This window comes from Pseudomonas mangrovi (genome assembly GCF_003052585.1).
In the GTDB taxonomy this organism is placed as follows: Bacteria; Pseudomonadota; Gammaproteobacteria; order Pseudomonadales; family Pseudomonadaceae; genus Aquipseudomonas; species Aquipseudomonas mangrovi.
This window is the reverse complement of the sequence record NZ_QASN01000022.1, coordinates 126158-150820: the sequence shown is the minus strand read 5'-3', so window position 1 is coordinate 150820 and position 24663 is coordinate 126158. Positions and strand designations below refer to the sequence as shown.

Annotated in this window: 18 protein-coding genes, 2 tRNA genes and 3 rRNA genes; 10 read left to right on the top strand and 13 right to left on the bottom strand. The window is 58.0% G+C overall.

The window, feature by feature from the left end:
- Positions 1-60 precede the first annotated feature (60 nt).
- From rrf to DBO85_RS18875, 6 genes are all read right to left on the bottom strand, one after another.
- Positions 61-176: ribosomal RNA gene (rrf, locus tag DBO85_RS18905) — 5S ribosomal RNA — on the bottom strand.
- Positions 177-305: 129 nt separating this feature from the next.
- A 23S ribosomal RNA gene (locus DBO85_RS18900) occupies positions 306-3197 on the bottom strand.
- A gap of 230 nt (positions 3198-3427) precedes the next feature.
- Positions 3428-3503: transfer RNA gene (locus DBO85_RS18895), tRNA-Ala, on the bottom strand.
- Positions 3504-3532: 29 nt separating this feature from the next.
- Positions 3533-3609, bottom strand: a tRNA-Ile gene (locus DBO85_RS18890).
- A 64-nt stretch (positions 3610-3673) separates the two neighbouring features.
- A 16S ribosomal RNA gene (locus DBO85_RS18885) occupies positions 3674-5210 on the bottom strand.
- Together the 16S, 23S and 5S rRNA genes with 2 tRNA genes alongside form the textbook arrangement of a ribosomal RNA operon.
- Positions 5211-5819: 609 nt before the next feature.
- Positions 5820-7721: an MFS transporter gene (locus DBO85_RS18875; RefSeq protein WP_108109372.1), complete on the bottom strand. Its 1902-nt coding sequence runs from the start codon at positions 7719-7721 to the stop codon at positions 5820-5822.
- Positions 7722-8098: 377 nt separating this feature from the next.
- Between DBO85_RS18875 and DBO85_RS18870 the strand changes: the two genes are divergently transcribed.
- Together DBO85_RS18870 and DBO85_RS18865 are read left to right on the top strand one after the other, a co-directional pair.
- Positions 8099-11581: a hybrid sensor histidine kinase/response regulator gene (locus tag DBO85_RS18870; RefSeq protein WP_108109370.1), complete on the top strand. Its 3483-nt coding sequence runs from the start codon at positions 8099-8101 to the stop codon at positions 11579-11581.
- A gap of 363 nt (positions 11582-11944) precedes the next feature.
- Positions 11945-13198, top strand: a complete 1254-nt coding sequence (locus DBO85_RS18865) for an MgtC/SapB family protein (RefSeq protein ID WP_108109368.1) — start codon at positions 11945-11947, stop codon at positions 13196-13198.
- Positions 13199-13204: 6 nt separating this feature from the next.
- On the opposite strand, the gene DBO85_RS18860 is transcribed toward DBO85_RS18865, so the two are convergent.
- Positions 13205-13534, bottom strand: coding sequence for a sel1 repeat family protein (locus DBO85_RS18860; RefSeq protein ID WP_233356651.1), 330 nt, complete (start codon positions 13532-13534; stop codon positions 13205-13207).
- A 470-nt stretch (positions 13535-14004) separates the two neighbouring features.
- Here DBO85_RS18860 and DBO85_RS18855 point away from each other — a divergent pair, with 470 nt between their 5' ends.
- From DBO85_RS18855 to DBO85_RS18845, 3 genes are read left to right on the top strand one after another with little or no spacing between them, the layout of a single operon-like run.
- The gene (locus DBO85_RS18855) at positions 14005-16569 is read left to right on the top strand and encodes a YdbH domain-containing protein (RefSeq protein WP_108109366.1); all 2565 of its coding nucleotides are present in this window, start codon (positions 14005-14007) and stop codon (positions 16567-16569) included.
- Between the two features lie 28 nt (positions 16570-16597).
- On the top strand, positions 16598-16789 hold the full coding sequence (locus tag DBO85_RS18850) for a YnbE family lipoprotein (RefSeq protein WP_108109364.1): 192 nt from the start codon (positions 16598-16600) through the stop codon (positions 16787-16789).
- Positions 16790-16800: 11 nt separating this feature from the next.
- On the top strand, positions 16801-17145 hold the full coding sequence (locus DBO85_RS18845) for a YdbL family protein (protein ID WP_108109362.1): 345 nt from the start codon (positions 16801-16803) through the stop codon (positions 17143-17145).
- Between the two features lie 14 nt (positions 17146-17159).
- On the opposite strand, the gene DBO85_RS18840 is transcribed toward DBO85_RS18845, so the two are convergent.
- From DBO85_RS18840 to DBO85_RS19800, 6 genes are all read right to left on the bottom strand, one after another.
- On the bottom strand, positions 17160-17921 hold the full coding sequence (locus DBO85_RS18840; RefSeq protein WP_108109360.1) for an RES family NAD+ phosphorylase: 762 nt from the start codon (positions 17919-17921) through the stop codon (positions 17160-17162).
- Positions 17921-18292, bottom strand: a complete 372-nt coding sequence (locus DBO85_RS18835; protein ID WP_108109358.1) for an antitoxin Xre/MbcA/ParS toxin-binding domain-containing protein — start codon at positions 18290-18292, stop codon at positions 17921-17923. The genes DBO85_RS18840 and DBO85_RS18835 overlap by 1 nt, the downstream gene beginning before the upstream one ends.
- Before the next feature lie 155 nt (positions 18293-18447).
- Positions 18448-18876, bottom strand: a complete 429-nt coding sequence (locus tag DBO85_RS18830; protein ID WP_108109356.1) for a hypothetical protein — start codon at positions 18874-18876, stop codon at positions 18448-18450.
- A 745-nt stretch (positions 18877-19621) separates the two neighbouring features.
- Positions 19622-21211: a DUF262 domain-containing protein gene (locus DBO85_RS18825; RefSeq protein ID WP_108109354.1), complete on the bottom strand. Its 1590-nt coding sequence runs from the start codon at positions 21209-21211 to the stop codon at positions 19622-19624.
- Entirely contained in the window at positions 21202-22191 is a 990-nt protein-coding gene (locus DBO85_RS18820) for a putative phage abortive infection protein (RefSeq protein ID WP_108109352.1), read from the bottom strand. The genes DBO85_RS18825 and DBO85_RS18820 overlap by 10 nt, the downstream gene beginning before the upstream one ends.
- Positions 22192-22405: 214 nt before the next feature.
- Entirely contained in the window at positions 22406-22681 is a 276-nt protein-coding gene (locus tag DBO85_RS19800) for a helix-turn-helix domain-containing protein (protein ID WP_108109350.1), read from the bottom strand.
- 127 nt (positions 22682-22808) lie between these two features.
- Between DBO85_RS19800 and DBO85_RS18810 the strand changes: the two genes are divergently transcribed.
- From DBO85_RS18810 to DBO85_RS18785, 5 genes are all read left to right on the top strand, one after another.
- Positions 22809-23024, top strand: coding sequence for a DNA-binding protein (locus tag DBO85_RS18810; RefSeq protein WP_108109349.1), 216 nt, complete (start codon positions 22809-22811; stop codon positions 23022-23024).
- Between the two features lie 3 nt (positions 23025-23027).
- Complete coding sequence (gene pflM / locus DBO85_RS18805; RefSeq protein ID WP_108109347.1) at positions 23028-23327, top strand: lysogeny maintenance protein PflM; 300 nt, start codon at positions 23028-23030, stop codon at positions 23325-23327.
- A 213-nt stretch (positions 23328-23540) separates the two neighbouring features.
- Positions 23541-23855: a hypothetical protein gene (locus DBO85_RS18795; protein ID WP_108109343.1), complete on the top strand. Its 315-nt coding sequence runs from the start codon at positions 23541-23543 to the stop codon at positions 23853-23855.
- Positions 23856-24096: 241 nt separating this feature from the next.
- A complete protein-coding gene (locus DBO85_RS18790) occupies positions 24097-24441 on the top strand; it encodes a hypothetical protein (RefSeq protein ID WP_108109341.1) in 345 nt (114 codons plus the stop codon).
- Positions 24441-24662, top strand: a complete 222-nt coding sequence (locus DBO85_RS18785; RefSeq protein ID WP_108109339.1) for a hypothetical protein — start codon at positions 24441-24443, stop codon at positions 24660-24662. Before DBO85_RS18790 ends, DBO85_RS18785 begins: the two co-directional genes overlap by 1 nt.
- Position 24663: the final 1 nt, after the last annotated feature.

The window sequence follows — 24663 nt, the reverse complement described above, 5'->3', positions numbered from 1 at the left end:
TTTTTCCCGCGCAAAGTAAAACCCCGGTTATCTGTCGATAACCGGGGTTTTGGTATAGGTGCTTGACGATGACCTACTCTCACATGGGGAAACCCCACACTACCATCGGCGATGAATCGTTTCACTACTGAGTTCGGGAAGGGATCAGGTGGTTCCAATTCTCTATGGTCGTCAAGCGATTGGGTTGGGAAGCCGCGGTGAGGCGTCTTCCCGAATGGGTATGTGATATGAGTAATTTGTGGTTCGTTGCAAATTTTCGGTTTGTCGACTTCAACCGTCTAACACGCAAATTGTTTGGGTGTTATATGGTCAAGCCTCACGGGCAATTAGTATGGGTTAGCTCAACGCCTCACAGCGCTTACACACCCCACCTATCAACGTCGTAGTCTTCGACGGCCCTTCAGGGAGCTCAAGGCTCCAGTGAGATCTCATCTTGAGGCAAGTTTCCCGCTTAGATGCTTTCAGCGGTTATCTTTTCCGAACATAGCTACCCGGCAATGCCACTGGCGTGACAACCGGAACACCAGAGGTTCGTCCACTCCGGTCCTCTCGTACTAGGAGCAGCCCCTCTCAAATCTCAAACGTCCACGGCAGATAGGGACCGAACTGTCTCACGACGTTCTAAACCCAGCTCGCGTACCACTTTAAATGGCGAACAGCCATACCCTTGGGACCGGCTTCAGCCCCAGGATGTGATGAGCCGACATCGAGGTGCCAAACACCGCCGTCGATATGAACTCTTGGGCGGTATCAGCCTGTTATCCCCGGAGTACCTTTTATCCGTTGAGCGATGGCCCTTCCATACAGAACCACCGGATCACTAAGACCTACTTTCGTACCTGCTCGACGTGTTTGTCTCGCAGTCAAGCGCGCTTTTGCCTTTATACTCTACGACCGATTTCCGACCGGTCTGAGCGCACCTTCGTACTCCTCCGTTACTCTTTGGGAGGAGACCGCCCCAGTCAAACTACCCACCATACACTGTCCTCGATCCGGATAACGGACCAGAGTTAGAACCTCAAAGTTGCCAGGGTGGTATTTCAAGGATGGCTCCACGCGAACTGGCGTCCACGCTTCAAAGCCTCCCACCTATCCTACACAAGCAAATTCAAAGTCCAGTGCAAAGCTATAGTAAAGGTTCACGGGGTCTTTCCGTCTAGCCGCGGATACACTGCATCTTCACAGCGATTTCAATTTCACTGAGTCTCGGGTGGAGACAGCGCCGCCATCGTTACGCCATTCGTGCAGGTCGGAACTTACCCGACAAGGAATTTCGCTACCTTAGGACCGTTATAGTTACGGCCGCCGTTTACCGGGGCTTCGATCAAGAGCTTCGCTTGCGCTAACCCCATCAATTAACCTTCCGGCACCGGGCAGGCGTCACACCCTATACGTCCACTTTCGTGTTTGCAGAGTGCTGTGTTTTTAATAAACAGTCGCAGCGGCCTGGTATCTTCGACCGGCATGGGCTTACGTAGTAAATACTTCACCCTCACCGGCGCACCTTCTCCCGAAGTTACGGTGCCATTTTGCCTAGTTCCTTCACCCGAGTTCTCTCAAGCGCCTTGGTATTCTCTACCCGACCACCTGTGTCGGTTTGGGGTACGGTTCCTAGTTACCTGAAGCTTAGAGGCTTTTCTTGGAAGCATGGCATCAACCACTTCGCATTCTAAAAGAACGCTCGTCATCAGTTCTCGGCCTAGATTTCCCGGATTTGCCTAAGAAATCAGCCTACTACCTTAAACAAGGACAACCAACGCCTTGCTGGCCTAGCCTTCTCCGTCCCCCCATCGCAGTAACTAGAAGTACGGGAATATTAACCCGTTTCCCATCGACTACGCATTTCTGCCTCGCCTTAGGGGCCGACTAACCCTGCGTCGATTAACGTTGCGCAGGAAACCTTGGTCTTTCGGCGTGCGAGTTTTTCACTCGCATTGTCGTTACTCATGTCAGCATTCGCACTTCTGATACCTCCAGCAAGCTTCTCAACTCACCTTCACAGGCTTACAGAACGCTCCTCTACCGCTCACACATAGTGTGAACCCGTAGCTTCGGTGCATGGTTTGAGCCCCGTTACATCTTCCGCGCAGGCCGACTCGACTAGTGAGCTATTACGCTTTCTTTAAAGGGTGGCTGCTTCTAAGCCAACCTCCTAGCTGTCTAAGCCTTCCCACATCGTTTCCCACTTAACCATGACTTTGGGACCTTAGCTGACGGTCTGGGTTGTTTCCCTTTTCACGACGGACGTTAGCACCCGCCGTGTGTCTCCCACGCTGACACTTCCAGGTATTCGGAGTTTGCATCGGTTTGGTAAGTCGGGATGACCCCCTAGCCGAAACAGTGCTCTACCCCCTGGAGTGATACGTGAGGCGCTACCTAAATAGCTTTCGAGGAGAACCAGCTATCTCCGAGCTTGATTAGCCTTTCACTCCGATCCACAAGTCATCCCCTGCCTTTTCAACGGAAGTGGGTTCGGTCCTCCAGTCAGTGTTACCTAACCTTCAACCTGCTCATGGATAGATCGCCCGGTTTCGGGTCTATACCCAGCGACTAAACGCCCTATTAAGACTCGCTTTCGCTACGCCTCCCCTATTCGGTTAAGCTCGCCACTGAATATAAGTCGCTGACCCATTATACAAAAGGTACGCAGTCACCCAACAAAGTGGGCTCCCACTGCTTGTACGCATACGGTTTCAGGATCTATTTCACTCCCCTCTCCGGGGTTCTTTTCGCCTTTCCCTCACGGTACTAGTTCACTATCGGTCAGTCAGTAGTATTTAGCCTTGGAGGATGGTCCCCCCATATTCAGACAAGGTTTCACGTGCCCCGTCCTACTCGATTTCATGACTAAGAGATTTTCATATACGGGGCTATCACCCACTATGGCGGCACTTTCCAGAGCCTTCTATTAATCTCAAAGCCACTTAAGGGCTAATCCCCGTTCGCTCGCCACTACTAAGGGAATCTCGGTTGATTTCTTTTCCTCAGGGTACTTAGATGTTTCAGTTCCCCTGGTTCGCCTCTTGCACCTATGTATTCAGTACAAGATACCCAGCTTATGCTGGGTGGGTTCCCCCATTCAGAGATCTCCGGATCGCAGGTTGTTTGCCACCTCCCCGAAGCTTATCGCAGGCTACAACGTCTTTCATCGCCTCTGACTGCCAAGGCATCCACCGTATGCGCTTCTTCACTTGACCATATAACCCCAAGCAATCTGGTTATAGATTCGTAACGTGAAGACGACATTCGCCGAAAATTTGCGCTTGAACTCACAAATTTTACCTTAGCCAACATAACTACCAGTGAAAGTAATCATGCTGTCTACTTCTATCACATACCCAAATTTTTAAAGAACGATTCTGGTAAAGACCAGAAATCAACACTGACTGCCTTTGCAGCAATGCTCATTTCTGTACTCTAACGAGAGTGGTGGAGCCAAGGAGGATCGAACTCCTGACCTCCTGCGTGCAAAGCAGGCGCTCTCCCAGCTGAGCTATGGCCCCAATGTACTGAAGCCTGCGCCCCGTAACATTGGTGGGTCTGGGCAGATTCGAACTGCCGACCTCACCCTTATCAGGGGTGCGCTCTAACCAACTGAGCTACAGACCCAATCGTCTTCGCAATGAATCAAGCAATTCGTGTGGGAGCTTATGAAGAAGCTGATGTCTTCGATTAAGGAGGTGATCCAGCCGCAGGTTCCCCTACGGCTACCTTGTTACGACTTCACCCCAGTCATGAATCACTCCGTGGTAACCGTCCCCCCGAAGGTTAGACTAGCTACTTCTGGAGCAACCCACTCCCATGGTGTGACGGGCGGTGTGTACAAGGCCCGGGAACGTATTCACCGTGACATTCTGATTCACGATTACTAGCGATTCCGACTTCACGCAGTCGAGTTGCAGACTGCGATCCGGACTACGATCGGTTTTGTGCGATTAGCTCCACCTCGCGGCTTGGCGACGCTCTGTACCGACCATTGTAGCACGTGTGTAGCCCTGGCCGTAAGGGCCATGATGACTTGACGTCATCCCCACCTTCCTCCGGTTTGTCACCGGCAGTCTCCTTAGAGTGCCCACCATAACGTGCTGGTAACTAAGGACAAGGGTTGCGCTCGTTACGGGACTTAACCCAACATCTCACGACACGAGCTGACGACAGCCATGCAGCACCTGTGTCTGAGTTCCCGAAGGCACCAATCCATCTCTGGAAAGTTCTCAGCATGTCAAGGCCAGGTAAGGTTCTTCGCGTTGCTTCGAATTAAACCACATGCTCCACCGCTTGTGCGGGCCCCCGTCAATTCATTTGAGTTTTAACCTTGCGGCCGTACTCCCCAGGCGGTCAACTTAATGCGTTAGCTGCGCCACTAAGTTCTCAAGGAACCCAACGGCTAGTTGACATCGTTTACGGCGTGGACTACCAGGGTATCTAATCCTGTTTGCTCCCCACGCTTTCGCACCTCAGTGTCAGTATCAGTCCAGGTAGTCGCCTTCGCCACTGGTGTTCCTTCCTATATCTACGCATTTCACCGCTACACAGGAAATTCCACTACCCTCTACCGTACTCTAGTCATGCAGTTTTGGAGGCAGTTCCCAGGTTGAGCCCGGGGATTTCACCTTCAACTTACAAAACCACCTACGCGCGCTTTACGCCCAGTAATTCCGATTAACGCTTGCACCCTTCGTATTACCGCGGCTGCTGGCACGAAGTTAGCCGGTGCTTATTCTGTCGGTAACGTCAAAACAGCAAGGTATTAGCTTACTGCCCTTCCTCCCAACTTAAAGTGCTTTACAATCCGAAGACCTTCTTCACACACGCGGCATGGCTGGATCAGGCTTTCGCCCATTGTCCAATATTCCCCACTGCTGCCTCCCGTAGGAGTCTGGACCGTGTCTCAGTTCCAGTGTGACTGATCATCCTCTCAGACCAGTTACGGATCGTCGCCTTGGTGAGCCATTACCTCACCAACTAGCTAATCCGACCTAGGCTCATCTGATAGCGCAAGGCCCGAAGGTCCCCTGCTTTCTCCCGTAGGACGTATGCGGTATTAGCAGTCGTTTCCAACTGTTGTCCCCCACTACCAGGCAGATTCCTAGGCATTACTCACCCGTCCGCCGCTGAATCAGAGAGCAAGCTCTCTTCATCCGCTCGACTTGCATGTGTTAGGCCTGCCGCCAGCGTTCAATCTGAGCCATGATCAAACTCTTCAGTTCAATACTGCTTGGGTTTTGAGAAAACCCTAAACTTGGCTCAGCAATCGCAGTCTCTATCGCTAGAGACGATAAACTCTCGAATTAACGAGTGATTACTTGCGTTGCTGATAATCATCTCGACTACCAGTCTTACATCACAAGCACCCACACGAATTGCTTGATTCAGTTGTTAAAGAACGTTTGGTTAAGTCTTTCGCCTCAACCAAGGCCGCGCATTCTACAGCAGCCTCTTTACTCGTCAAGCTGTTTTCGAAGAATTTTTCGTTTCTTCTCAACCGCTTGCGCTTTCGATCAGCACCAGGCTTCTCGTCAGCGGGAGGCGAATTCTACAGCGTTTCAAACCGCTGTCAACCTCCTCCTTCATCTCGTTTTCGATCGCTCGACTCCGAGACAACCTCAGGATCAAACCACCTCCTGAAGCCCGGCGCATTCTACTCGAATCCGCCACCAGCGCAACCTTTATTTTCTTCTAAGCTCTTGTTTTACAAAGGCTTTTCCGAACGAGTCACACTGGAAGTGGTGCGCATTATAGGGCCCTTTGCGCTCGCGTCAACAGCTTTATCGAGACAGACAACAACACTTTCAGGGCCTCGCTGCCAACTTAGCCGCTCAGCGTCGCTCTCCGCGCAGCTCAAGCACCCGCTCCTGGAGCATCTGGCGGGTGGCCAGTTCCGGCGATACCGGCTCGCCAGCCACCAGCGTCACCCGGGACCAGATGCGCCGAAACAGACGCTTGCCCTGGTCGCGACTGAAGAAACTGCCCCACAAGCCCTGCAACGCCATGGGAATGACCGGCACCGGGCTGTCCTTGAGGATCAGCTCCACGCCGTTCTTGAACTCGTTGAGCTCGCCGTCAGCAGTCAGCTTGCCCTCGGGGAAGATGCACACCACCTCGCCATTCTCCAGATACTGGCGGATGCGCACGAAAGCCTGTTCGTAGGTTGCCAGGTCTTCGCCGCGCGCGGCGATGGGTACGGTGCCGGCAGTACGGAAGATGAAGTTGAGCACCGGCAGCTGGTAGATCTTGTAGTACATGACGAAACGCACCGGCCGGCGAATGGCACCGCCGATCAGCAGCGCATCGACGAAGGACACGTGATTGCACACCAGCACCACCGGGCCCTCGTCGGGAATGGCTTCCAGCCCGCGATGTTCCACGCGGTACATCGAGTGGCCGAGCATCCATATAAGGAAGCGCATGCTGAACTCGGGGACGATATGGAAGATGTACGCGTTGACCGCGATGTTCATCAGCGACACAGCAAGGAACAGCTCGGGGATCGACAGCCCGGCGACGCTCAGGAACAGAATCGCCACCAGCGCCGATACCACCATGAACAGCGCGTTGAGGATGTTGTTGGCAGCAATCACGCGGGCGCGTTCGTTCTCCAGGGTCCGCGACTGAATCAACGCATACAGCGGCACTATATAGAAGCCGCCGAACAGCCCGAGACCGAGTATGTCGGCCATGATCAGCCAGCCCTGAGCATGTGACAGCACCGCCATCCAACCCTGCAGCTCGCTCCCGATCGGCGCAGGAAAGCCACCGGAATGCCACCAGATGAGAATGCCAAACAGGCTCAGACCGATGGAGCCGAAGGGCACCAGGCCGATCTCGACCTTGTGGCCCGAAAGCCGCTCGCAAAGCATCGAGCCGGAAGCGATGCCCACCGAGAACACGGTGAGGATCAGCGTCACCACGCTCTCGTCGCCATACAGCCAGTCCTTGGCAAAGTTGGGGATCTGCGCCAGGTAGATGGCGCCGATGAACCAGAACCAGGAATTGCCGATCAGCGAGCGCGACACCGCCGGACGTTGGCCCAACCCCAGATGCATGATTCGCCAGGTCTGACGGAAAATGTTCCAGTCCAGCTGCAGCTGCGGCAACGATGGCTCAGCACGTGGAATACCCAGACTGGCGCAGTAACCCAGCAGTGCTATCAGCACCACGGCGCTTGCGACCAGCGAGGCGTAGTGACTGGAGGAGAGCATGATTCCCGCTCCGATGGTCCCGGCCAGGATGGCCAGGAAGGTCCCCATCTCTACCAGCGCGTTGCCACCAACCAGCTCGGACTCCTTCAGATGCTGCGGCAGGATCGAGTACTTCACCGGCCCGAACAGCGCCGACTGAGTACCCATACCGAACAGCACCACCAGCATCAACGCAAGCGACTCGAACCACACCGCCAGCGCCCCAAGCAGCATGATGCCGATCTCGCCCAGCTTGACCATGCGGATCAAGCCATCCTTGGCGAACTTCTCACCGAACTGCCCGGCCAGCGCCGAGAACAGAAAGAACGGCAGGATGAACAGCAGCGCGCAGAGATTGACCAGCAGGTCCTTGTCCAGGCTGATGCCGAGAAAGCTGTCGGCCAGGGTCAGCTTGAACAGGATTGCCAGGATCACCGTCTGTTTATAGATGTTGTCGTTGAACGCACCCAGCGACTGGGTGAGAAAGAACGGCAGAAAGCGCTTCTTGCCGAGCAGTGCGAACTGCGATTCGCTGGTCATGATCCCTTGTCCTTCTCAATGGTGGCGCCCAACCGGCTTGCACATCCCTGGCTCGCCAATACCGGCAACTCGTCCTACTCCACTGCAGCTGGCAACCGAGGCCACGCGCAGAGTGATTCACCGGCAACAGCCGAGCGCCGGCTATTGGAGCGCAAAGCGGGCGTTGAGCCAAGCCCGCATGCTCGACGGGGTCGAGGTTTTCCAGGCAGGCCCGCGAAACCACCGACCAATGCTGCAACCTTCGCAGCAACAGACCTGAGCACAAACAACCATACGACCTTGGTCGCACAGCAAAACCTGTCTGCCACGGCTTTGCCGCCGCGCGCTGCGGTCCTATGCTGTGAGCTTGTTGCCTGCCGCGTCTGTCCGGAGTCTGAATGTCGCTGTCCATCGGCCTGATCGCCGCGGTTTCCCTTCTATATATGGCGGTGCTGTTCGGCATCGCCTTCTATGGCGACCGCCGCGCCAAGCCACTGTCGCCGCGGCTACGTGCCTGGGTCTACAGTCTGTCGCTGGCGGTGTACTGCACCAGTTGGACCTTCTTCGGCGCGGTCGGCCAGGCCGCCGAGCAGCTCTGGTCATTCCTGCCGATCTATCTGGGGCCGGTGCTACTGATGCTGTTCGCACCCTGGGTGCTGCAGAAGATGGTGCTGATCAGCAAGCAGGAGAACATCACCTCGATCGCCGACTTCATCGCCGCGCGCTACGGCAAGTCGCAGTCGCTGGCAGTCGTGGTGGCGCTGATCTGCCTGGTCAGCGTGCTGCCCTACATCGCGCTGCAGCTCAAGGCCATCGTGCTGGGGGTGAATCTTCTGACCGGTTCCGGGGCGCACTCGGTCGGCAGCCAGGGCCAGGACACCGCGCTGATCGTCACCCTGGTGCTGGCGCTGTTCACCGTGCTATTCGGCACCCGCAGCCTGGATGCCACCGAGCACCACCGCGGCATGGTCCTGGCGATCGCGTTTGAATCGATCGTCAAGCTGCTGGCCTTCCTCGCGGTCGGGGTGTTCATCACCTACGGGCTATTCGATGGCTTTGGCGATCTGTTCGAGCAGGCCAGACAGACACCGATTCTCGAAGGCTACTGGGCGACGCCGATGGACTGGTCGTCGATGCTGGTGCAGACCGGGGTGGCGATGATGGCCATCGTCTGCCTGCCGCGGCAGTTCCATGTGGCAGTGGTGGAGAACACCGAATCCGGCGACCTGCGCAGCGCGCGCTGGATCTTCCCGCTCTATCTGCTGCTGGCCGTGCTCTTCGTGGTACCGATCGCCCTCGCCGGGCAGATGCTACTGCCCCCTGGCATGGCGCCGGATTCCTATGTGATCAGCCTGCCGCTGGCCGAGGCCCACCCGACCCTGGCCCTGCTGGCCTTCATAGGCGGCGCTTCGGCGGCCACCGGCATGGTCATCGTCGAGGCCGTGGCGCTCTCGACCATGGTATCCAACGACATGCTGCTGCCCTGGCTGCTGCGGCGCAAAACCGCCGAGCGCCCCTTCGAGGCCTTCCGCCACTGGATGCTCAGCGCCCGGCGCATCAGCATTCTGCTGATCCTGCTGCTGGCCTATGTCTGCTACCGGATGCTCGGTAGTACCACCAGTCTTGCGACCATCGGCCAGGTGGCCTTTGCCGCCATCACCCAGCTGGCGCCGGCGATGTTTGGCGCGCTGCTGTGGAAGCAGGCCAACCGCCGCGGCGTATTCGCAGGTCTTGCAGCGGGCTCGCTGATCTGGTCCTACACCATGGTGCTGCCGCTGATCGCCGGTGGGCTGGGCTGGTCGCTGGACCGGTTTCCGGGGCTCGAATTCCTGCTCTATCAACCGATCGGCATCGATGTGCAACCGCTGACCCGCGGTGTGGTGCTGTCGCTGGCGGGCAATTTCCTGCTGTTTGCCTGGGTGTCCTACCTCACCCGCACCCGCGTCTCCGAGCACTGGCAGGCCGGGCGCTTCATCGGCCAGGACGTCGAGACACGCGGCAGCCAGCGCAGCCTGCTGGCGGTGCAGATCGAGGACCTGCTGCTGCTCGCCGCGCGCTTTGTCGGCCATGAGCGCGCCCAGCAGAGCTTCGAGCGCTTCGCCTATCGCCAGCGCCAGTTGCAGTTCAACCCGCAGCAGCGCGCCGATGCCGAATGGATCGCGCATACCGAACGGCTGCTGGCCGGCGTGCTCGGGGCGTCCTCGACACGGGCAGTGGTCAAGGCGGCCATCGAAGGTCGCGAGATGCAGGTCGAGGATGTGGTGCGCATCGTCGACGAGGCCACCGAGGTACTCGAATTCAACCGCGCCCTGCTGCAGGGCGCGATCGAGAACATCACCCAGGGCATCAGCGTGGTCGACAAGTCGCTGCGGCTGGTGGCCTGGAACCAGCGTTATCTGGAGCTGTTCGACTACCCCGAGGGGCTGGTCTACGTTGGCCGACCGATCGTCGACATCATCCGCTACAACGCGGTGCGCGGCCTGTGCGGGGTCGGTGATCCGGAGGCGCACGCGCAACGCCGGCTGGAATGGATGCGCCAGGGCAACGCGCACACCTCGGAGCGGTTGTTTCCCAACGGTCGGGTGATCGAGCTGATCGGCAACCCGATGCCCGGTGGCGGTTTCGTCATGAGCTTTACCGACATCACCGAGTTTCGCGAGGCGGAGCGCGCGCTCAAGGAAGCCAACGAAAGCCTCGAGCAACGCGTCGCGGAGCGCACCCAGGAACTGTCGATGCTCAACGAGGCGCTGTCCGACGCCAAGGCGGTCGCCGAGACCGCCAACCAGTCCAAGAGCCGCTTCCTCGCCGCCGTCAGCCATGACCTGATGCAGCCGCTGAACGCCGCCCGGCTGTTCTCCGCAGCCCTGGGTCATCAGGCCGAAAGCCTGCCGGGCGAGGCCCGCGAACTGGTCCGCCATCTGGACAGTTCGCTGCGTTCGGCGGAAGACCTGATCAGCGATCTGCTGGACATCTCGCGCCTGGAAAACGGCCGGATCAATCCCGAACGGGCAAGCTTTGCCCTCGCCGAGCTGTATGACGCACTGGGTGCCGAATTCCGCGCCCAGGCGCAGGAGCAAGGCATCGACTTCCGCCTGCGCGGCAGCCACGAGCGCATCGAGAGTGATCCGAAACTGCTGCGCCGAGTGCTGCAGAACTTCCTCACCAACGCCTTCCGCTACGCCAATGGCGCCGTGCTGCTGGGGGTTCGGCGCGAGGCCGGCGGTCTGCGCCTGGAGGTCTGGGACCGCGGGCCTGGCATCCCCAGCGACAAGCTCGGGGTGATCTTCGAGGAGTTCAAACGCCTGGACAGCCACCAGACCCGCGCCGAAAAAGGCCTGGGGCTGGGACTCGCCATCGCCGACGGGCTCTGCCGCGTGCTCGGCCACCGCCTGCAGGTGCGCTCCTGGCCCGGAAAAGGCACGGTCTTTAGCGTCAGTGTTCCGCTGGGCCGTGCCGCGGCGGCGCAACCGCAAGTGCGTACTGCCGAGCCAGTGCCGCATAACCTCGGCGGCGCTCAGGTGCTCTGCGTGGACAACGAAGACAGCATCCTCACCGGCATGAGCAGCCTGCTCTCGCGCTGGGGCTGCCAGGTCTGGACCGCACGCAACCGCCTGGAATGCGAGCACCTGCTGGCCGAGGGCGTGCGTCCGGCGCTGGTGCTGATCGACTACCACCTCGACGAGGGCGAAACCGGCACCGGCCTGATCGCCTGGCTGCGCGGGCAGCTCGGCAGTGAACTGCCGGGAGTGGTGATCAGCGCGGACGGCCGCTCGGAGCTGATAGCCCAGGTCCAGGCCGAAGGGCTGGATTTTCTCGCCAAGCCGGTTAAGCCTGCGGTGCTGCGCGCGCTGATCAGCCGCCATCTGAAATTGAGCGGCTAGGGCGTCTTTGGAAAGACGTGGCCAGGAACCGGGCAAGCACAGCTTTCGGCATGCACGCCTGGTCGGGCCACGGTGGTCGGGCCACGGGGTGGGCCGCGCTGGCCGCACCACTGAGTTACCTCGCCCCAGATCGCGTCACGCTGCAGCTCGCAGTGACCTCGACCGGAAACAAACCTGGGTTCGACAGTTTTCCGAAGAGTCCTGGCCCTGACTCGCCCTCCTCCGCAACCGATGTCCGGGCTGCCCGATGGCGCCGCCGTCCCCCTTCGCTGAGCGTTTGCGCGGCATCTGGCAGGACGCGGTCGCTGACCAACCATCGGTACCGCTAGAATCGCTCAGGCTTCCACCCCATAAGGAACGGCCATGCTGGCACACACGGAACTCCTGCTCGACCTGGCCACCGCGCTTGCCGTAGGCCTGCTGATCGGCACCGAGCGCGGCTGGAGCGCGCGCGATACCGAGGAAAGCCAGCTGGCCGCCGGCATTCGCACCTTCGGCCTGGTCGGTTTGCTCGGCGGCCTCGCCGCCCTGCTCGCCTCGCATCTGGGGATCGGCGCCTGGATCGCCATGCTTGTGCTGGTCGGGCTGCATGCCCTGGCAGGCTACATCGGCGACCAGCGCCGCAATGGTGACCTGGGCATGACCAGCGAGATTGCGCTGCTGCTGACCTTCCTGCTCGGCAGTCTGGCACTGGTCGAAACACGCGCCCTGGCGGCCGGCTGTGCGGTGGTCATCGCCCTGCTGCTGAGCCTCAAGCAGGATCTGCACGGTGCGCTGCGCAGGCTGTCGGAAGTCGAGCTGTCGGGTGCGCTGAAGCTGCTGTTCATCTCGCTGGTGCTGCTACCGGCGCTACCCAATCAGGGCTACGGCCCGTGGCAGGCGCTCAACCCCTATGCGACCTGGTGGATGGTGGTGCTGATCGCCGGTATCGGCTTCGCCGCCTATGTCGCGGTGCGCCTGATCGGCACCCGCCACGGCCTGGTGGTCAGCGCGCTACTCGGCGGTCTGGTTTCCTCCACCGCCATGACCATCACCCTGGCCCGTCTGCACAACGGCCCCTCGATGCGCGCGCTGCTCGCCTGCGGCCTGCTGGCGACCTCGGCGCTGATGTTTCCGCGGGTGCTGCTGGAAGTCGGCATCATCAATCCGCAACTGCTCCCGCCGCTGCTGCTACCGCTGGGAGTGGCCATGCTGGTGTACACCGCCGGCGCACTCTTCTATTACCGTGCCGCTGGGCGCGAGCTGGTCGGCAATGTCGAGGCGCCGCTGACGAACCCCTTCGAGCTGGGGCCGGCGTTGCGCTTTGGCGCGCTGCTGGTGTTGGTACTGTTCATGGTCGAAGCCGCGCAACACTGGCTCGGCGATGTCGGCATCTACCTGGTCAGTCTGCTGTCGGGCATGACTGATGTAGACGCCATTACCCTGTCGCTGGCACGTAGCGCGCGCGCCGAGCTGGATGGGGAAATCGCTACCCGTGGGATCTATATCGCCGCTTTCGCCAACAGCCTGGTCAAGGCCGCGCTGATTGCGCTGATCGGAGGGAAGGAGCTGGCCCTGCGTACGCTGCCGGTGATGCTCGCCGGCATGCTGTTGGGCCTGTTGGCACTGCTGCTCTAAGCAGGATCAGAGTTCGCGACAGCTGCCCTTGCGCTCAAGGCGCAGTGCCAACTCGCTGGCCCGACGGTCACCCGCGCGAGCGGCCTGGCGCAGCAACTGCATACCGATACGACGATCACGCTGATTGTCGCAGTCGCTGCACAGCAGTTGTCCCAACCGCGCCTGAGCCTGAACCACACCCTGGCGCGCCGGGGTCTTGAGCAGGTGCCCGGCAATGCGTTTGACACTCATCGTCTGGCCGATGCGCGGCTGATCGAGTAGCCACAGCGCGACCCGCAGCGGAAGCTTGGGACGCAGGGCAGCAGGTTCGCCGGAGGCAGCTTCGCGAAACTTCATGAACGGACCAGTCGGGCTCGGGAGCCGCGCACTCTACTCCTTTTTTTGCCCCGGTAAAGACTTGCAAAATATGCCGGCAGGCGTTCTAGACCGGCGCCTCGATTTAATCCACAGAACCTGTGGATAAATCAGTGGACAAGATGGGTGCAAGACGCCGAAGGCCCAGTCTGACGGGGCCTGAGCTTAAACTGGCGGTTTTTTCACCAGCAAAAAAACTCCTTATTTTTCATGAAGTTAAAAAGCGCAACGAAAAAATCAATGACTTACGAGCGATTGTGACAGCGAAATGGCAAGGTGCTTCGCCATTGTGCAAAAGTCCACGGCGCGGGCAGCGCCAACGCCCTTCTTCAGTGCGTTTTGTCAACCCAAAAAGCGCGCCCGGATGTCGCAGCGCCAAGCGAGCGGACTTGCCATCCCGGCATGCCTGGGCCACTCTCCCTGGCTAACCCATTGCCGGAGTAGCAGCCGCGATGGCGAGAAGAATCAGGTTCTGGCTGCGCACCATCTTCCTCACGCTTTTTGCGCTACTGCTGATAGCTGCCCTCCTCGGCTGGCTGTACTGGCAGCATCTGCGCGAGCAGTTCGGCATCGAGCAGCTTGAGCTCAAAGGCGTCGAACTCGATCTTGATCAGTTGCTCATAGCGGATCTGCGGATCGACCTGAACCATCCGGGCCTGGCAATGCGCTTGCACGCTCGAGAACTGCGCCTGACATGGGCGCGCGGCAGAGAACTGGGATGGCATTTCGAAGCACTTAACCTGCAACAGCTCGAGGTCTTCCAGCATCCCCCCCGACAACCCTCGACAGAAGCACCCGACGGACTGCAGAGCCTGGACCCTGAGCAACTGCTGCCCAGGGCAGTGCCCCGGCATGTGGCCATTTCCGAGATCGCGCTGGACCTGCCGTGCCAGCAGACACGCTGTCGTCTACAGGGCGCATTGCGCCTGGACCACGAGCCTCATCCGCAACTGCATGTCAGTCTGAATCGCGGCGCGCATCGGCTGGACCTGCATGCCTGGAGTGGCGCAAGCGCGCTGCCGACGCTCGAGGCGCGTCTGGAGATCGACGGCGAACCCAGCGCCCACCTGCGCAGCACCTGGCAATCCAGCGCTGTCGGCAATACCTGGAACGGCAAACTGGAACTACCCGCGCGGGGCGATACCGCCTGGCTGTGGGAGTGGCTGGAAGAGTGGCTGGGCACGCTTCCGCCGCTGGACCAGGCGCCAGGCAGCCTGGCACTGAGCGCCGACTGGCTGCTGCAGCTCACCCCGGGCGCACTCGACCTGCAACGCCTGCTGCACGCCAGCGGCCATCTCGATCTGCAGGCCGACCTGCCCGCCCCCTGGCCGGTTCCGGGCGTCGGCCCGCTGCAGGGACAGGCCGTGATCCAGCTGCTCGGTACGGACGGTAGCTGGCAGGCCCGCCAACTGCAGGCGCAGCTGCAGCTCAATGCCCTCGACCCGCAGTTGCTGGAGCATCTACCCGAAGGGGCCGACCCAGGCTCCCTGCAGCTGCAGATCAGCGCCGAGGAGCAGGCGTTCGCCGACAACACACTTGGCCTCAAGTTGCAGGTTTCCAGCAGCGGTCCGTTGCATATCGAAGGCCAGGCGCAGCTCCACGCCCAACTCGACCCGCAGGCCTGGGAGCTGCGTCTGAATGCCGCAAAACTTCAGCTGCGCGCGGCAGAACTGCGCCATCCCGACGTTCGGATACAGGGGATGCAGGCGCAGTTGACGACCAGCGGATTGCTGAATCAGCACGGACTGCAACTGCATCTGCAGCCCGGCTCGCAGGTTCAGGCGACTCGACTGACCTGGCTCGATCCCAGCCAGCCCGTCACCGCGCGCCAGCTGCAGCTGCAGCTGGACGGGCTGCAGTGGGCCTCAGACCTCGACGCCGAGCAGACACTGCTAGCGCCCATCGACCTGCGCATCGACGCCCTCGAACACAGCGCATTGCGCAGCCAGGGTTGGGATTGGCGCGGCAACCTCCAGTACGACAATCGACTGGTGCTGGACGGAACCCTGTACAACGACGCCGGCCTGACGCTGCGCACCCGTGCACAGCAGGGCGACGGCAGCGTCCTGCTGGATGGGCAATTGAACGAGCTGCACTTTGCCGGGGGCAATCCCCTGCAGCGCACCCTGACCGACTGGCCGTCGACGCTTGAACTCAGCGCCGGCAGCATGCGCCTGGAGGCCAATGCGGTCGTTGCGGACCAACGTCCCCTACAGGCACGCGCCAGCATGCGCCTGAGCGGAGTAGCCGGCATTTTCGATCGCAGCGAGCTGCAGGGAGTGGACGCTCAGTTGCAGCTCGACCTGCGCAACGAGCGACTGCAGATAGGGATCGAGCAACTACAGATTGCCCAGCTCAATCCCGGCGTCCCACTGCAGACGGTGGCGCTGCGCGGCGACTACACCGCCGCGATCGGCTCCCCCACCATCGGTCGCCTCAATTGGCAGCAGGCGCAGGCACAGCTGTTCAACGGCCGTATCTGGCTGGACCCAGGCACCCTGGATCTTGCTGCAGACAACCCCGCACGGTCGCTGCATGTACAGGGCATCAGTCTTGCGCAGTTGCTGCAGGCCTATCCTGCCGAAGGCCTCGAAGGCGACGGCAACATCGACGGCGAGCTGCCGCTGCGCCTGACTCCGGACGGACTCAGCATTGCCGACGGCACGCTGGCCGCCCGCGCTCCCGGCGGACGGTTACACTTCAGCTCGCCCAAACTGGATGCTTTCGGTGCCAGCAACCCGGCACTGGGGCTGGTGGTCCAGGCACTGAGCAATTTTCACTATTCACGCCTGGAGAGTGGCGTCGATTACAGCGAGCAAGGCACACTGCAATTGGCATTACGCCTGGAAGGTGAAAATCCGCAGATCGAGAACGGGCGACCCATCCACTTCAACATCAACATCGAAGAAGACATTCCCGCTCTGCTGACCAGCCTGCAGCTGAGCGGCAAGGTCAGCGAGCGCATCCAGCAGCGCGTGCAGGAACGCATGCGCGAGGCCGAATCAGCAACGCCCTGAGCACAGGGCACCGCAAGAGGAGAGATCCATGCGACTGCGCATGCTCTGCAGCATCCTGCCACTGGCTCTGCTGGCCGCCGCCTGCACACCCACGGTGCAACTGGCCATGCCGAACGAGCCGATCAACATCAACCTCAACGTGAAGATCGAGCACGAGATCTACGTCAAGGTCGACAAGGCGCTGGACAACATCATCAGCGAAGACAGCGGACTGTTCTGAAGGAGACGCACATGAACTTCTATCGACGCGGCGCACTGCTCTTGCTGACCCTGTGCCTGAGCGCACCGGTCTGGGCACTGGACCTCAGCGGCGCCATGGCCGCCCTCGGCGATGCCAAGGCTGCCGGCCAACTGGGCGAACAGCCTGATGGTTATCTGGGCGTGGTTCGGGCCGAAGGCCAGGCTGAGGATATCGCCCGCCTGATCAATCGGGCCCGACGCGCGGAATACCAGCGTGTGGCCCAGAGCAACAAGATCAAGCTGGCGGATGTCGAAGCCATCGCGGGCAAGAAGGCGATCGAGAAGACGCCCAGCGGCCAGTTCATCCAGCTCGACGGACGCTGGCTGCGCAAGTGACTCGACGCCCCGGCTCAGGCCGGCCGGGGCAACACACCTTCCTCAAGAAACAGCTCCAGGCGGAACAGTCGCGGCTGATCAGGGCCCTGGGCCTGTTTGAACGCCACCAGGCCTGCACTGGTTTCGCAGAGCCAGGCGGTCATGTTCTTCGGTTTGCGCTCAGCAAACGCTCGTGGCACGAAGAGTGCGACGTTCACTCCATGCTCCGGGCAGCGAGCGGACTCGAACTCGAACGCCTCCACGCCCGCAGCACGCATCGCAGTGCCGATACGCTGGGTGGCACGGTAGTCCCGCCGATCCACCAGCGCGTCCCGCTCGGCCGCAAATGGCGGCGCCTGCAGCTGTACTCCCCGCTCGACCTGATAACGCACCTCGAAGGAAGCATGCGCCGAGCGAATGCGTCCGCTCGGTGGCGGGGTCTGCATTCCGCTCCAGAACAGGAAGCGGTAGTAGGCCGTCTCGGCCATGGCCGTCTCCAGCGACCAGGCGCCGTAGAACAGGCTCGGCTCGTCACGGCTGCCGAAACGCGAGCCCCAGCGCAACGGCGGATAGCGAAACGGTGTTTTCAGCAGATAGTGAAGACCCTCGGTACCCTCGGGTAGCGGCGGCTTGCTGCGCTCGAGCAACTGCTCGAGCAGGGCCTGCTCTTCCAGATCGTCGACCAGCTGCTGGGTGGCGACCTGCTCCTGGCTTTCGACCAGCCGCAGCAGGCGTCCGCGCAAGGGACGAATATGTTGCTCGCCGTCGCAACGGATCCAGATATCCAGGCTCTGCATCAGATCTTGCCGCGAATGGCATCAAGGTATTCGGCCACCCGGACCAGGCCCTGGACCTGCTCCATCAGCTCCAGCGGCACCCCGCTCAGATGGTGGTTGGCCGTGCGCAGGAAGTGACTCATGTCCGCCAGGTCACCGCCGAAAAGCGCGTACAGACTCCGGTAGATACGGATCAGCAGCAACGCCAGCTCACCTGTCTTGCTCTCGGCACGCAAGCCACCGCTCTCCTGCCAGCGGCTGATTGCAGTCCGGTGCACTCCGACGATGGCAGCCAGTTCCTGCTGGGTAAGGCCCAGCTGCTCGCGAGCATTGAGCAATGCCTTGGCCAGGACATCATCGGCATCAAGCTGGGGGCGGGTTAGCGCGGTCATTGCTCCTCCTCCGTGCATTATCGACAACTAAAGCACATATTGCCTGATAACGACAAAAATGAAAGTGACTTGATCAATCGCCCGACGATAGACACAGGCGGCCGCCCTGGGGCGGCCGTCATTCCCTGCAGTAGATAGCGTGAAGAGTTGAACGCCTACGAGCAGACGTTGCCTGGTGCATGGAAGCTGACATCGGTCTTGTCGATTTCCGGGCGATAGTTCATTACCACGGAGATCCCTGTAGCGCCCCGCCCGCCTTGGCTGGAGGAATCGAATACCCAGACCTCATACCAGACGGGCGGCAGGTGCCTGACGATACGGACCTGCTTCAACGACTGCTCATCGAAGCCACAGTGGCCTTCTATGTAGTCCAGAGCAGCGCGTCGAATGTCGTCGTTGGCAGCGGACTGACCGGGCTCTCCTGCGAGCACGGTCTCGATATGCAGTGCGCTGCCCGTCTGCGAGTACTTGTACCTCATGGGTGAATACTGCGCGTCGAGCGCGGCGTTGAGCTTGTCCGCCTGCTGCGCCGGATTGCCCGCGCATCCGGCAAGCACGGCAAATACCAGAATCCATGAACGCATGATCAAACCTCCTTGTTTGCATGAATGCGCGGAAGTGCGTGTAGTGCGGATGTTTCCGAGCCGCATGAGCACATGCGCCCGAAGGCGCGCCGGCTAAGCGGGCGAGCGCTCAAGCCTGCGGCCCGACATCCGCGTTCATCAAATTACCCAACCTGGCCCATACCGGCCCTGCGCAAGATCGCAACTTGCGCAAAACCAATATGCGATTCGCTTTGCTGCGCTCATGGTCGAGAGCTCCGTGCGCCAAAGAAGGCCCCGATCGACGAGTGCGTGCAGACTGCGAAAAAGAAGAAATCGTGCGGGGAGCATGCAGCCGCATAAGGCCACACAGACCTGAAGACAGACGAAATGACGTGATCAAGCTCAAGGCAGGCTGAGGCGATCAAAGCGCTCCGCGGAACCGGACTGTGGCCCTAGTTTCGCCCCAACTTTCCCGCCAGAAAAGAAAAAGCCCCTGAAATGCTCAACCATTTCAGGGGCTTAGACGTTACGTGTTATGGCGGAGAGATAGGGATTTGAACCCTTGTCCAATCGTTTCAGTGCGTCTCAAAGCCGCTCAATTCGCACTTTCCCCCCTGCCCTGCCTCTCGTTTCATCTCAATTCGGCACAGTGATTTCGACACTTTTTCGACATACCCCCTTGTGAACTGTGCGTCTGTAGCGAGATACGTGTGGCTACTCGGTTAATTTATTCTGATACAAAAACACGCAAGCCCTTCTTGACCGCAAGATCAGATTAACGCTACTAGTTTTGCTCTTCGTATTCTTCCTCGCCATTTGAAAGGTGCTTTTCAGGTGGCATGTATTTAACTTTACACCCTGTCAGATTTTGCACTAACTCTGCGACAATTTTTGCCCTAGCAGACGCAAAACCAACATCATCGCCTGCCTCCCAGTAGGCATAAACATCCTTACTTAATAAGTGCTTACTCAGCGCCTCGTCATCTATAACAGCGGAGCCTGGATTGAGGGAGTCGGAATAAGGGTAAATGACTTTAGAGAGGTTGATTTTTTCAATCTCCCCTTTTACAGGAGATGCACTGGAGAAGAATTTACTTGATTTCTCCTTAAGATGACCGCCATCAATGCTTCTGCCGTCAATTGTCTCACTCGGACATTGTAAATTTAGAAGAAGCGTGAACGTAGTGCTGGAAGCGTTTTTTAGATTAAAGTCGTCGTACATTAATCTGGATATATCAATCGCGTCATCTGGGAATAGCGCTGCACTATCTCCGCGAGCAAAGTCTCTAATCGATTTTAGATCTTTATTGTTTTGCCCAGTGCTTGCACCTCCAAAATATCTAGTTGCGGAAGTACCCCAAAACCAGCGGGTTAATTCACTTACTTGGCCGGGCGTTGGCTTTCGGCAAATCCTATGGAACTCAACCAAATGCGTGAGCTGCATTCCATATGGAATATAGCTGAAGTCCTTTATGTTCAAATGCTCACTCAGGAAGAGAAGAGAAACTGCGAGGGATTCTCTAGCCTCCAATGCTGCAGATTTTAGCTCGCCAGAGCTCTTTGAACGGAGTCGCTGAATATCCTCTTTATTTATTCCAAAGCCTGCGGCTGCAGCTATTGATCTAAGTATTATTTGATCTGATACATCATTAAAGCCTAGCTCACTACAGGCCTCTCGGATCCCTCCAATCTCTCGAGAAAGATCGAAGTCATCACTCCAAGTCGCAGCCATCATCAGATCGACAATAGTTAGCTTTCGGCCGGTACTGTTAATACGCTCAAAAATTGGAGCAACTTCATCAATCGTCATGTCCCCGATTTTTACTACTGCAATCTTGTAGTCCTTAATAGACCTCAATAGACGCTCGGCTGTTTCAAAGTAACGCCTACCGTCTTCCAGATGCTCAAATTTCATGCACTGCCGTATAAAATCACTCGTCTTTATAAGCCTATTTAAAGGGAATAAGCTTACAAGATTGTTCTCGGGGGGATGAACGAATGTTTCCGATTCGAGGTCAAAATGAATATTCCAAATATCTTTCTCGCCTACTCCATCCCAAAATAATGCACCACAGAGAGTGGTTAACCTTTGCTGCCCATCAAGGAGGTAGTTGGTTGGGTAACGAGTGCTTTCGTCTGTATTAACCTCCAAACCTGAAATTGACCTTTCACTAGTTAGCTTTTGAGAGCTATTCCAGATTAGGATGCTGCCAATTGGGTAGCCTTTATATATGCTATCCAGCAATTTCAACATATCTGATTTCTGCCAGACAAACGGACGCTGAAATTTAGGAAGCTTTATCTCTCCTGACTTTACAAGAATTGCAAGCTCTTCCAGGCGCATAATCTCTGGCTTAGGGTCTTTCATTTGCATGAAATCTCCTCGACATTCTTTTTGAATATATTTAAATGCAAAGGATGAATTATGCTCCTCGGACTCATATTTTGAAGGATATCAAATTTGTGAAGGAGCGCTGCCATTTTAGGATATCCAAGCTCCATGTCATTACGCCCGGAAAGCTCAATCTTGGTTATTGAGTTATAGAATATCGCCACAAGCTCTGCCTCCGAAAGTTGCGATCTTACGAACTTTGCGTAGCCGGCCTTTTCTTTAGAATCTATCAATTTGGAGTCGTTTATATACTTTAATGTATGGTAAAGATTTCTAAAATAATGAGAGAAATTATCTATATATTCCTCAGCCACCTTCTTATACGCAGCCCTTACTTTTTCTTCATGCATAGGGAGCCCCTCATCCAAGAAATTATCAAGAGTGCCAACGCCTCGCTCAAGAGCTTCGTCTATATTGGCGACGTCAGATGCCTCTAGTTCGGGGAAATCATTCTGCGTGACTTTTTTGTCATCTTTGATCTGTCGAATTTGCGGCCTACTTAACTTTTGGAGGGCGCAGAATCCTGTGAAGTCTATATCTCTAGATTTAAGCTTCTCGTTCAGAGCTTCAAACGCTTCTATCCCCGTCTTCTGTATGATTTTTACTTTTTCTGAGTTCTCATTATGTAATCGCAGCAATTGGAAAAAAGTGCTTTCAAACCTTTGGTGGTCCGCAGTGCTTCTGGCCTCTGAAAGCTCTTTTCTCTGAAGCAAAAGTGTGCATATGAGCGCGGAAAATGCCATGCCGGAAAATAGGGCATTTATAGCCCCAAATTGGTCGCCAAATAGCCCCCGAGTCTCCGCATCTTTAAGGCCTTCTACCCCGTCGACATTTAGTTGAATCCAGTTGCCAAAGTAGACCCAGGCCCCTATTACCAGCATAAATAGCATAATAAATAGTAGAAACTCGCCAAATATCCGCCACGTTTTGGGGCTGGTTAAAAAGTTTACAATGCACTTCACCGGTGATTTCCTTCTCTCAGACCTAGAACCAATTAACTTATCCCAAAGCTTTCTTTTTTTTCATTTCTGGCTGCGGGGTCATCTGCGTATTACCAATACCAGAATCGGCGTTCATCTGGCTGCGTTCTCTAGTCAGTATCCATTCGCATGCTCTAGTCCTTTTCGCCGCCCGTCCTTCGGGAATGCCAGCGCCTAACCACTTCTTTAGTAATCGCTATCCCGCGTTTTGATTGGGCAAGTTTGAATGGGCGGCCTCATACTCCGGGCTTGTTTGGCCGCAATCGGGATGAACTTCTCCGCTAACTATCCATAACGCATATTGAGGAAATAGCTTAACGATTGCTTCGATTTCCTCAGCCTTTATTTCTCGTTTTCGAGCTGTGTTCTTAAGGTTGTTCCATGTATAGCGACTGATCCCTGTGCGCTCTTCTAGCTCGGGGAGACGAATCCCTGAGCTTTTTAAAATAGTTATAACGCGCTCTTTAATCATAGCCATTTGATCTATAGTTGATGTATCCAATATGGATCAACGGTGGCACTATCCGTTCCAAGACTATCCATTTCGGATAATGCAGCGCTGAATAACTGGCATTGCAACGAATAGTGACGGAACGAGCATGGAACTGGAAGAGCTGGACCCTTCAAAGCTGATCGGCCCTCAGCAAGATGTTGAAACCATCGAAAGCTGGGCTGAACGCAATGGCGTCTCATACGGCGTCGCTCGGGCCTGGGCGATGAAGTCCGTGCTGCCTACCGTGAAGTTCGGCAAGCGTCGCATGGTGAATAGCGCCCTGCTTCGCTCCTGGCTGCTTGAACAGGAGTGGACCGCGTGAATCATGACCACACTCAGCCGCTACTTACGCCAGCCGCACCCGGCCCACTGCAGCTGCTCTGTGTGCTGGTCCAGAACCGCGACGGCGCAGCCCGCTGGCTCCCCGTCCACGCCCTGCAACCAATGCCGCCCCGTGTCGGTGTCTCGGGACGCTTTAACCGGGCGCTGGTTGCTCAAGCCGGCTTTTACCTGCGCGAAACATACGCCCGCCGACCGGCCGCAAAAGTGGTGGTTCGTGATTCACGACTCGGGCAAGCCAACTCCCTTCGTGCCGATCTTCGAGCCGTTCGAGCTGGAGGGCTGAGCAAATGAAACAGCCTGTCGCTGATATCGCTACCGAAGCTGCTGACGGCTACGTCCTCTGCCAGGACTGCGGCCATGTCGAGCCTTGGACCGCTGACCGCCATCAAGAACGCGAGGCCTGCAGCAGGTGCGGCGGCCAATTCTGCGGCTGCGACGCCTGCAATGAGCTGGCACGTCTGGCCGTCCAGTTCCAGACCCCGGACGAGGTGAAGCCATGAACACGCCTCGCTATCTCGTCGCGCTTCTCTGGCATTGGCTGCCGCCGTTCGTACTTGGCTTTACGGCGGCGTTCGCGCTCTTGGTGTATTTCGCCGGCCAACAAAATGACGCGATGGTCGATGCCTACAAGTCTGCAGTTAGCCAGCTCGTAAAGGCCTGCAACCCTCCCGCGCCCCTGGGTGCCTCCGAGGTCAAGGACACGCCCGCAAGCCGCACGCGGAGCACAGATGGCGAAGCCAGCGAGCACCGAACGGGTGAGGACGTGGCGCAGCGCATCCTTGACCCACCCCCGACCATCCAGCCTCCGTGAGGGAGTAGGGGAGAAGCTTTTCTTCCCCTGCTCCCGAGCCCTCGGCGGCGAGAGTGGGATGACAAGGGCAAAGCCCTTGGTCTGTAACGCGACACCGGCCCGCGCATAGGTCGAGAACAGAACCACGGCAAACCGAGAAACCCCATGGGCGAAAAACTGAAAAGTTCGCTCGTGTGGACCCGCTCGGCCTGCTGAAAGGCAAAACCGCGCACTCAAGCGCACCACCAGCGAGGAAACACAGATGGCACGTTCGATTATGGAAGTCGCATTTCTCGGAACCCAAAAGACCGAAGTCGACGGCACCAAGTACGTGAAGATTTTCTATGGCGATGAGCCGGACGGTAAGACCGAACACGGCCTGTCGATTGTGGGCATGCCCGCTGCGGATGAAGTGGCCGACGAACTCTTCTTTGCCGGCGCCAACTTCGCCCCGTTGGAACTGGTCCGCGTCACCTTCGAAGTGGCACGCGGCGGCCAGAACAAGGGCAAAAATCTCGCCCTGCATATCGAGGCCGTGAAGCCTCGCACCGCTGAACCCGCCCGCGCTGCTGCTCCTGCTGCGCAGCCGAAACCGGAAGCCAAGTAATGAACCTGCTCGCCTGTGACGGGGAAGTGTCCGTCGTCGCGGGCGGGCCCCAGTGTTCCGGCGCGTGGCTACTGGTTCACGCGCCAGAACCCTTCGATCCGAGCCAGTTGGACACCGTCCAGATAGCCACTGCGTTCGGCGTTGGTTTCACCCTCGTCGCGACTGTCCTGCTGATCGGTATCGGCGCCAAGGCGGTTCTCGACTTCATCAAGGGCGCATAGC

What these genes read in the sequence shown, in the direction of transcription:
- DBO85_RS18850 (WP_108109364.1), top strand. Translation starts at nt 16,598, where the DNA reads ATGCGACTGCGCATGCTCTGCAGCATCCTGCCACTGGCTCTGCTGGCC.
- DBO85_RS18860 (WP_233356651.1), bottom strand. Translation starts at nt 13,534, where the DNA reads ATGAAGTTTCGCGAAGCTGCCTCCGGCGAACCTGCTGCCCTGCGTCCC.
- DBO85_RS18865 (WP_108109368.1), top strand. Translation starts at nt 11,945, where the DNA reads ATGCTGGCACACACGGAACTCCTGCTCGACCTGGCCACCGCGCTTGCC.
- DBO85_RS18875 (WP_108109372.1), bottom strand. Translation starts at nt 7,721, where the DNA reads ATGACCAGCGAATCGCAGTTCGCACTGCTCGGCAAGAAGCGCTTTCTG.
- DBO85_RS18825 (WP_108109354.1), bottom strand. Translation starts at nt 21,211, where the DNA reads ATGCAAATGAAAGACCCTAAGCCAGAGATTATGCGCCTGGAAGAGCTT.
- DBO85_RS18870 (WP_108109370.1), top strand. Translation starts at nt 8,099, where the DNA reads ATGTCGCTGTCCATCGGCCTGATCGCCGCGGTTTCCCTTCTATATATG.
- DBO85_RS18830 (WP_108109356.1), bottom strand. Translation starts at nt 18,876, where the DNA reads ATGCGTTCATGGATTCTGGTATTTGCCGTGCTTGCCGGATGCGCGGGC.
- DBO85_RS18810 (WP_108109349.1), top strand. Translation starts at nt 22,809, where the DNA reads ATGGAACTGGAAGAGCTGGACCCTTCAAAGCTGATCGGCCCTCAGCAA.
- DBO85_RS18795 (WP_108109343.1), top strand. Translation starts at nt 23,541, where the DNA reads ATGAACACGCCTCGCTATCTCGTCGCGCTTCTCTGGCATTGGCTGCCG.
- DBO85_RS18845 (WP_108109362.1), top strand. Translation starts at nt 16,801, where the DNA reads ATGAACTTCTATCGACGCGGCGCACTGCTCTTGCTGACCCTGTGCCTG.
- DBO85_RS18840 (WP_108109360.1), bottom strand. Translation starts at nt 17,921, where the DNA reads ATGCAGAGCCTGGATATCTGGATCCGTTGCGACGGCGAGCAACATATT.
- DBO85_RS18790 (WP_108109341.1), top strand. Translation starts at nt 24,097, where the DNA reads ATGGCACGTTCGATTATGGAAGTCGCATTTCTCGGAACCCAAAAGACC.
- DBO85_RS18855 (WP_108109366.1), top strand. Translation starts at nt 14,005, where the DNA reads ATGGCGAGAAGAATCAGGTTCTGGCTGCGCACCATCTTCCTCACGCTT.
- DBO85_RS18835 (WP_108109358.1), bottom strand. Translation starts at nt 18,292, where the DNA reads ATGACCGCGCTAACCCGCCCCCAGCTTGATGCCGATGATGTCCTGGCC.
- DBO85_RS18785 (WP_108109339.1), top strand. Translation starts at nt 24,441, where the DNA reads ATGAACCTGCTCGCCTGTGACGGGGAAGTGTCCGTCGTCGCGGGCGGG.
- DBO85_RS19800 (WP_108109350.1), bottom strand. Translation starts at nt 22,681, where the DNA reads ATGATTAAAGAGCGCGTTATAACTATTTTAAAAAGCTCAGGGATTCGT.
- pflM (WP_108109347.1), top strand. Translation starts at nt 23,028, where the DNA reads ATGACCACACTCAGCCGCTACTTACGCCAGCCGCACCCGGCCCACTGC.